The organism is Microcoleus sp. Pol12A5 (genome assembly GCF_036701435.1).
Classification (GTDB): domain Bacteria; phylum Cyanobacteriota; class Cyanobacteriia; order Cyanobacteriales; family Microcoleaceae; genus Microcoleus.
On sequence record NZ_JAUBQU010000188.1, the window covers coordinates 1 to 7,673 of the forward strand.

4 protein-coding genes are annotated in these 7,673 nt (G+C 45.3%); 1 reads left to right on the plus strand and 3 read right to left on the minus strand.

The genetic code is table 11. From position 1 onward, the window contains the following. Window positions 1–237 precede the first annotated feature (237 nt). Together QUA45_RS26935 and QUA45_RS26940 are read right to left on the minus strand one after the other, a co-directional pair. Window positions 238–1,263, minus strand: coding sequence for an ABC transporter permease (locus QUA45_RS26935; RefSeq protein ID WP_333101055.1), 1,026 nt, complete (start codon window positions 1,261–1,263; stop codon window positions 238–240). 208 nt (window positions 1,264–1,471) lie between these two features. Continuing rightward, the gene (locus QUA45_RS26940; protein ID WP_333101056.1) at window positions 1,472–1,816 is read right to left on the minus strand and encodes a hypothetical protein; all 345 of its coding nucleotides are present in this window, start codon (window positions 1,814–1,816) and stop codon (window positions 1,472–1,474) included. Window positions 1,817–2,459: 643 nt separating this feature from the next. On the opposite strand from QUA45_RS26940, the gene QUA45_RS26945 reads away from it, so the two are divergent. Continuing rightward, the gene (locus QUA45_RS26945; RefSeq protein ID WP_333101058.1) at window positions 2,460–5,873 is read left to right on the plus strand and encodes a PAS domain S-box protein; all 3,414 of its coding nucleotides are present in this window, start codon (window positions 2,460–2,462) and stop codon (window positions 5,871–5,873) included. A gap of 160 nt (window positions 5,874–6,033) precedes the next feature. On the opposite strand, the gene QUA45_RS26950 is transcribed toward QUA45_RS26945, so the two are convergent. Continuing rightward, complete coding sequence (locus QUA45_RS26950) at window positions 6,034–7,311, minus strand: tetratricopeptide repeat protein (protein ID WP_333101059.1); 1,278 nt, start codon at window positions 7,309–7,311, stop codon at window positions 6,034–6,036. Window positions 7,312–7,673: the final 362 nt, after the last annotated feature.

Consider the following 7,673-nt stretch of genomic DNA (forward strand, 5'->3'; position numbering starts at 1 on the left):
CTGCCTATCTTTTTTGAGCAGCGGATTGGCTCAATCCTTACAAAGTATGGGTTTCAGGCTGGTTGTTACCCCCCCAGAAACCAATAGTTGGAAACAGTAAGTAAGGAAGAGCCGGATACGCTGTATCATGTGCGATCGCTCGACAAAAAAAGGGTTGGTAGTGAGGATTTTTATCCTCACTACCAACCCTTTTTATTACGGGTAATTGACCCGACATCATATAACAACTAACTTCCTTTAATACCGAATTCGCGGGTCAACGTAAGCATTCAAAATATCAATTACAATGCTGGCAATTACGACAATTGCGGCAAAAAACACCACAATACCTTGAACAGTTGGATAATCCCGCAAGCTAATCGCTTCGTAAAGGCGATTTGCCAACCCCGGCCAAGAAAAAGTAACCTCTGTTAAAATAGCACCGCCCAACAGTGCAGCAAAAGTCAACCCTAAGACAGTAATCACCGGAATTAGTGCATTTTTCAGAGCGTGAGCCCATAAAATCTGGAATTCGGGAATGCCTCTAGCTCTAGCTGCTTCGACATAATCTGCTTGCAAAGTTTGCTTGAGATTCACCCTGACAATGCGCTCGAAAATGCCGCTCAAAAGAATACCCAACGTCAAACTTGGAAGTGCCAAATAATGCAAAGATGTGAGAAACTGACCAGGGTTAGCACTGAGGAGACTGTCAATCGTGTATAGTCCTGTGTACCCTTCGGGGGCGGGGAATGTGACGGGAAAGCGAGTTCCCAAGGGAAACCATCCCAACTGCACTGCGAAAATTAATTGCAAAACCATGCCGGCCCAAAAAGCGGGCAGCGAGTAAGTGATAATGCCAAACAAACGGCCTGCTGCATCGAAAATAGTGTTGGGGCGAGATGCTGCCAGGGAACCGATACTGATGCCGACAATTAAAGCTATGGCCATGCTACAAACTGCTAATTCCACTGTAGCTGGGAAATAATCTCCGATAATTTGCCACACGGTTTGTCCGCGAGTGGTGATTGAGGTTCCCAAGTCGAAGCTCAACAAGTCTTTCATGTATTTGAAATATTGCTGCCACAGGGGTGCGTCGAGGCCGAGTTGGGTTCGCATTGCTTCTTTGGCGGCTGCGGGAGCTCGTGAGCCGAGAATGGCATCTATGGGGTCACCAGGAGTGGCCCGCAACAATAAAAATACTGCTGTGGTAATTGTCCACAACATTAGCGGTGCGAGGAGCAAGCGGAGAAAAATATAAGATTGCAGGGCTTTGGAACGAGACATAATATTTGGGAATTGCCAATTGCGAAGTCATTAGTCATTAATCAGATGTTGAAGGCATCAGGCAGATGGAAGGTAGAAGATGGAAGAAACAGATATTGTATATCTGCGACTTCCGTGCAGCGAATCAGGGAAATTGAGCATTGCGAATAGACAGTTGAGTTGATTTTTGCGAAAAAGTCGATCGACTTTTTCGCAATTGGCGATTTTCCTATTCGCCCAGCAGCGATTCAAATGCAGCTTGCAAAGACTTGATATCGCCTACTCTGGCTACTAACAAGTTTTCGCTGCCGGCATCCTCCAGCCTGTGCCTCCAATACTGGACGCTATCGGAGTTGTTCATCCAGAAGCTAATCACGGTGTCTACAACTCGATCGACATCCCAGCCCCGGTAAGGAGAAACTGTCTCCACGGATGCCACAAACGCATCGAGAGTACACTTCCAGTTTCCCAAGTATTCTACACCCGACGGCTGCTGTTGTTTCAGCAATTCCTGCTGCTGGTTAAAAAATGTTAAAGTTGGAGATACGCCCAGGATTTCAAATGTATAGTTCATGTCATCCTCCAGAAGTATTATTTTGCCAAAATATTGAGCATCCAAAAAAGCCAAAAACGCTTTATTTTGCTGCTTTTGATGGAATGCAGATGCTTCAATTATCCTCTTGGTACTCGATGGCTTACGCCCCGCTACGCTAAGGGATTTTGGCGGCTTATCTTATTAATAGCAAATTTTTTAACAGCCGATTGTCACAGAATTTACATTTGTCCTGGCACGGTAGAAAAAAATAAAATCAATTTTTTATTAACTAGGGGTAAGGAAGACAATCCCTACCCGGAGAAAGTGAGACCTTTTAGATTTAAAAGTTTAGATTAAAAAATTGAATAATTGGCAAAGACTGATGACAGCCAGAGTGTGGAGCACAGGCCTAAAGTAGCTTTTTTTTAGGGTGTGTGACTTTTTGACCGGGAGTCCCTAGAGCGATCGCCACATTCAGGCAAGTAGTGGCATCATTAATATTACAAGTTTTTACGGTAGCGGTGGAAACCTCAGCCAAGTTTTGAGCTGCAGGCCACCGCACTTCACTCTTGCTGTACAAATTTGTAACTTATATCTAGGGCATCTTTGAAACGACAAACGATACGTAAACTCGGTAGGTGTCAGAATATTGATGTTATTGAAAAATCTGAGCAGTTGTCTGATGAAAAGCTCGCCCAAGATGTCACTGAGCCTAGTTTTGTTGATACCGCTGGTGGTGCAAATCTCCGTAGCAGTCGGCGTGACTGGATGGCTGTCGTTTCGCAACGGCCAGAAAGCTGTCAATGACCTTGCTACGAGGTTAAGCTTGGAAGTTGCAGCGAGGACGAAAGAAAATTTCCGCAGTTTTGGGGATGTCTCTCACCTGTTCCTGCAAATGAATAGTGCTGCGATCGCCTCTGGAAACTTAGACCCGGAAGACCTCCCCAACTTAGAGCGCTATTTGTGGAACCAGACCAAGCTGAGCGATCGAACTACAACCATCTACTACGGCGACGAACAGGGCAGATTCCTCTTGCTCAAGCGAGAAGCAGAAAACTTAGTATACATTAGAGACGAATCAACCGCTCCAAACCGCCAAATTTATCGCCTAGATAGCCAAGGAAATCGCACTGAGCTAATCAAAACCGTCCCCTACGACCCCCGTACTAGACCGTGGTACCAAGCTGCCAAACAGTCAGGCAAAGCCACTTGGTCCCCCATCTACGTCTTCGCAGCACCGCCAGTGCTGGGCATTACACCGGTGATGCCCATCTACAGCCAAACGGGCAGCCTGCAAGGGGTACTGGCAATTGACCTGACTCTTTCTCAAATCAGCGATTTTCTTAAAAGCATCAAAATTAGCCCGTCGGGACAAGTTTTCGCGATCGAACGCAGCGGTGAAATAGTTGCCAGTTCCACAGACGAACTGCCCTTTGTCACCGACAAAGACGGACAAAAACGGCTGTTGGCGACACAGAGCAAAAATTTGCTAATTCGATCGGCCTCCAAATACTTGCAAAAACGATTTGGTAGTTTTGAACAAATTGACAGCAAAGGACAGTTTACCTTCGATATAGACGGCAAACGTCAATTCATTACTGTTGCTCCCCTGCAAGACGGCCGTGACCTCGATTGGCTGATAGTAGTCGCAATCCCGGAAGCAGACTTTATGGAGCAAATTAACGCCAACACTCGCACAACTATCTTATTGTGCTTTTTTGCCTTCGTACTGGCGATCGCACTCGGAATTTTCACCTCTCGCTGGGTTGTCAAACCGATTACCCGATTGTTGCAGGCTTCCAAAGCTTTAACAAAAATGTCCGAATCCTCAGACTTCACCTCCGCAGAATTAGACGGCGAAGTCGAAGTTCAAGGAGTCAAAGAACTCGGTCTCCTAGCTCAGTCTTTCAATCAAATGGCGCGACAATTGCGAGCGTCTTTTTTTACCCTAGAACAAACCAACTCTAGTTTAGAACAGCGAGTAGCAGAGCGGACGGCCGAACTCAAAGCCGCAGAAGCAGAATTGCGAGCTTTGTTTGCAGCTATGAACGAATTAATTATAGTTCTGGACGCCAGCGGTCGCTATTTAAAAATCGCGCCCACAAATCTTTCTCTCCTCTACAAACCAATCGAACAATTAGTTGGCAAAACAGTCGGAGAGGTATTTCCGCAAGCTACATCAGACAATTTTCTCAGACACATCCGAACAGCTTTAGATACTCAGCAAACAGTCAGCATTGAGTACGATTTAACCATTGACGACCGCGAAGTTTGTTTTGCCGCCAGCATTTCACCGCTTTCACAAGAATCCGTCATTGTGGTGGCCCGCGATATTACCGAACAGAAGCGAGCCGAATCGGCGCGACGCCAAAGGCAAAAACAATTGCTCAAACAAAATACGGTTTTGGTAGAATTGGCAAGAAATAAAGCGCTGTATCGAGGCGATTTGCAAGTAGCTTTGAGGCAAATCACCGAAGCTGCCGCTCATACCCTAGATGTAGAACGAGCCGGTGCTTGGTTGTACGATGAAAGCCGATCGAAACTGCAATGTATCGACCAATTTCACCGCAGCAACCCGCAGCATTCCCAAGGTAATGAAGTCGCAGCAGCAGACTATCCAGCTTATTTTCAAGCTTTGGAAGAACACCGGACGATCGCAGCCGAGGACGCTCTCTCAGATATTAGAACCAGAGAATTTGCCGAATCTTACTTTGCACAAATGGGTACTACATCAACCTTAGATGCGCCGGTGCGGCTGGGAGGACAAACAGTGGGAGTCATCTGTATCGAACAAGTGGGAACTACTCGCAACTGGACATTAGAAGAACAAAATTTTGCTGCTTCCCTGGCAGATTTGGTATCATTGGCGATCGAAGCCAGCGAGCGCGATCGTACACAAATCGCTTTGCGTCAAGCAGAACAAAAATATCGCAGCATCTTTGAAAATGCCGTCGAAGGCATTTTTCAAAGAACCCCCGAAGGCCAATTCTTGAGCGTAAATCCAGCTTTAGCGCGCATCTACGGCTACGCCACTCCCGAAGAATTAACATCAAATCTCACAAACATCAGACAGCAAGCTTACGTCAATCCTCAGCAGGGCGATAAGTTTATGCGGGTGATGGAAGAATTCGGAGAAATTTCGGGGTTTGAGTCAGAAGTTTACCGCGTTGATGGCAGTGTAATTTGGATTTCCGAAAGCGCGCGTGCAGTGTGCGACGCCGACGGCAAGGTACTCTACTATGAAGGCAGCGTCGAGGATATTAGCGATCGCAAAGTCTTTGAATCCGCCTTGCAACTCGCCCTAGAAGCAGCCGAAGCCGCTTCCACCGCAAAAAGCGCCTTTTTAGCAAACATGAGCCACGAACTGCGAACACCTCTGAATGCCATCATCGGCTACAGCGAAATGCTCCAAGAAGAAACCGCAGAATTGGGTTACGATGAACTCACCCCAGATTTAGACAAAATCCGCTCTTCCGGCAGACACTTACTATCGCTAATTAACGACATTCTCGACATTTCTAAAATCGAAGCCGGCCGCATGGATCTTTACTTAGAAACCTTCGACATCGCCGCCTTGATTGAAGATGTCGCATCTACCGCCGTGCCGCTAATTGAGAAAAACGGCAACACTCTAAACTTGCACCAAATTAGCAATATCGGCACTATGCACGGTGACATTACGAAATTGCAGCAGATTTTATTAAATTTGCTCAGCAATGCCGCCAAATTCACTCAAAACGGTACAATTACCCTCACAGCCAGCCGAGAAAAAATTGCGGGCGGCAGCAGCGAAGCAAGGCCCGAAAACACTTCTGAACCTGCGGCGAATTCAGAATATTCAATTGCTAGTAAAGAATTTTTAGTTGTTAATTGTACAGATACAGGAATTGGGATGACTCCGGATCAATTGCAGCACATTTTCCAACCCTTTACCCAAGCAGACGCTTCCACCACCCGCAAGTACGGTGGCACTGGTTTGGGACTGGCAATCAGCCAGCGTTTTTGCCTCATGATGGGTGGCAATATTTCAGTAAAAAGTCAGGAGGGTGTTGGTTCTACTTTTACGATCCGCTTGCCGGTTAATCTGCAAAATTAGGGTGCATCACACACGCAGCACTCAATTTGATGAAAAAAGAATGCTGGCGCATTTTACAAGGGAATTTCCTCTAAAAAATGGGGACTTCCAACCAAGTAGAGAAACTAAAAGTAACAAGAACATTCTGTTTAGGTTTTATTTTTTACTTTTATATTACTCATCAAGGCTGTGTACTTGGTTTAGATTCTCCATTCACCACCCCCTTCGTATCTATGCGATCGGCGATATCTTGTTTTTCAGTTTCAATAAACCATTTATACTGATCGAGCGTTTCGGGACGAGCATAAGCCAAACACATTTTTCTCCAGCGGGATTGCTCTTTTATATCTTTTTTCTCTTCCATAACATCTTCGAGCAAGCAATAAGCCATGCCTCCACCGAGCTCTTTTCCTGCAATTGCTTCGTCGATAGCAACTGCTTGTCGGAGTTGTTTTTCAGCCGCTTGATACTGTTTTTGTTTGAGCAGTATCCAGCCCAAGTTTAGATGCAGTTCATAGTTGAGTTGAAAATCTTCTTTTCTAACCCGCTGTAATCCCATCCGCAGTAAACTTTCAGCGGTCAATCTATCGTTTTTACTAATATAAACGCGACCTAAATTATTAAAGGCGCGATAGTCCCCTCGGTCTAAAACTTTTTTATATTCCTTGCTAGCTAAATCTATATCTCCCAAAGATTCGTAGACTTGTCCCAAGGCCATTTTGATGTCCGAATTATTGGGATCTATTTTGGCCGCTTGCTCGTATTTTGCTTTAGCTTTTTCCAGTAAACCTTTTTCGTAGAGATTTTTTCCTTCTCGATAGTTCCATTCCCCAATCCGAGGCAAAGAGTTATAGACTCCCACAGAAGCCAACAATAACATTGCGGTAATTCCCAAGGTTGCTTGACTGTGAAACTGGGGAGAAATATTGAGTTTTTTGAGCAGGTTTTTAATCTTTTCTTGTCCTGTGTTCTGCAAGGTGTGGATTACCGTCAGAAGTAACCCTCCTTGTCCCAGCAGGCCAAAGCTCTCAGCGAAGCTGATTCCTCCCGTGGAAAAGAGTTGAACGAAGGTTGTCATATAGGCCGCTACCGCCGTCAATCCCGCGATTGTCAGCCCGTTGAACAACCAATCTAAGCGATTTGAGTGGGAAACTTCCTCGTCGGAGGTGGGTTCGAGAAACCACCACCAAGCTTCTGGGGAGGGGTGAAATGTAGCTCGCCATTCTGCTAATTTTGCTCCTCTGGCGATCGCATCGGCTTGTTGTTTCAGGAAGTTGTCCAATTCGAGTAGTTTAGCCAAACTTTCCACAGAAAGCTGGGTTTTCTCGCTGAGTGCTTCTTCGATCGCATCGCGAGCAACTAAAATTTGGAGAATGGCTATTTCTGAGGGTTCAGACTTTGCCAATTTTAGGTTAGTGAGAGCATCAGTATATTGAGCTAAGGCAAGTTCTAATTTCACGATCCGAGTTGAATAATTAGATTACTAAAAAAAGTTTACAGTAAATTTTAGGTTGATACTTTAAGATAATTGTAGCCATGCAACTGGTATAAATAGGGCTAATGCAGCCACTATAGGGCATGAGGATGCTTTACCATCCTTTACATAGTGGCGTTTTACAGTGTCTACCTATTTACCGCGAATATTTTGAGAGTGTTGTTTAACGGGACTTAGACAAAAACTGAAGCCTCAATTGCTTCAAACCTATATACATAGAGGTTTTTAGCTCTAATGGGTAGGAATCCAGTATATTCCTCTTCTGTCACTCTAGGCAGAGTATAATAGGACAAAATCTCTCAAACCTGAGCTGGGTCTATGGTTAA